At 73.7% G+C, this 1,371-nt stretch carries 1 pseudogene; it reads left to right on the top strand.

Going from position 1 to position 1,371, the window contains the following annotated elements:
• A pseudogene (locus H3O04_RS35365) lies at nt 1-1,371 on the top strand (FimV/HubP family polar landmark protein); the annotation flags it as partial.

Raw genomic sequence — 1,371 nt, 5'->3', positions numbered from 1 at the left:
CCGCCGCACCGCTTACCGTGACGGTCCAGCCGGGCCAGTCGCTGAACGACATCGCGAAAGCGGCCACGCAATCGCATGATCCGGCCGTGCTCGCACGCGCTGGCCGTGCGTTGTTCGACGCCAATCCGCAGGCGTTCATGAAACGCGACGCGAGCCGCCTGAAAGTCGGCGCGACGCTGACCGTGCCCGCGCTCGACGCGACCGGCGCGGCGCTCGTGCCGGCCGGCGCATCCGCTGCCTCCGGTACGGCGGCTGCTTCCGCGCCCGCCGCCGCATCGGGCGGAGCGGCGATCGCGCAGCATGGCGCATCCGCGCCGCATCCCGGCTCGACCGTGCAACCCGCGCCGGTGGCGCCGGCCGTGCATGCGGCGCCGGTGAGCGGGGCGAGTGTCGCGACGGCGACGGCGGCGGGAGCGTTGGCCTCGAACGGTGCTTCGGCTTCGATCGGCGCATCGGCCGCATATGGCGCGTCGGCTGTCGAAAGCACGCAGCCGGCGGCGTCCACGGCCGGGGCAAGCGGCCCGCACGTGTGGAGCGGTGCGATCCAGTCGGCGCCGTCGTCCGCGAGCGAGGCCGCGGGGCAGGCGGTGCCGGGTAGCCCGGTTTCCGGCGTGCATGAACCGGCCGGCGCGGCGCCCGCGGTGAGTGCGTCGCAGCCGCGGCCGTCGAGCCTTCAGCAATTGCTGGCGTTGAAGAATCGCGTGCTGATGGAGTTGCAGAAGCACGGCATCGGCAAGCCGGCGACGACGACCGGCGTCGCGCCTGCTCCGGCGCCCGCCGCGCCGCGTCCGGCCGCGAATGACGTGGGTGCATCGGCCGCGGCATCGACGGCGGACGAAGCCGCGTCGGGTGCGGCAGCGAGTGCGCCGCAACCGGCATCGGCTTCGGTACAACCGGTCGCGCCTGTCGCGACGCCTGCACGTCGTACCGAACAGATGGACTGGCGCCCGGTCGCCGTGGCCGGCGCTGCCGTGATCGTGCTTGCGGCCGGCTTCGCATGGCGCAAGCGCCGGAAGGGTCGCCGCGCTGACGATGCGGGTACCGTTGCGACTGCGGCCGCAGGGGGCGGTGCCGTGGCTGCGGAAGCCGAAGCCGCGTCGTCCGTCGAACGAGAACTGCCGATCACGCCCGAGATGCCGGTGGCACGCGATGCGGCGTCCGACATGACCCTCGCCGCGGCGACTGCCGCTGCGGCGGAGACGATCGAGCCGCCCGCAGCGGACACATCGCCCGCGCCTGAAGTGATGACGCCGCGTGACGAGTCGCCCGAATTGCCGGCTGCTCACGCTGCGGGGCCGCTCGCGAACGAGGCGACTCCGGTCGAGGCTCCGCACGACGCAGAACCGGCGGGAAAAACCACCGCAGCGGACC

The sequence above is a fragment of the Burkholderia sp. KCJ3K979 genome (genome assembly GCF_016759955.1).
GTDB lineage: Bacteria > Pseudomonadota > Gammaproteobacteria > Burkholderiales > Burkholderiaceae > Burkholderia > Burkholderia orbicola.
This window is presented reverse-complemented; position numbering and strand designations above follow the sequence as displayed.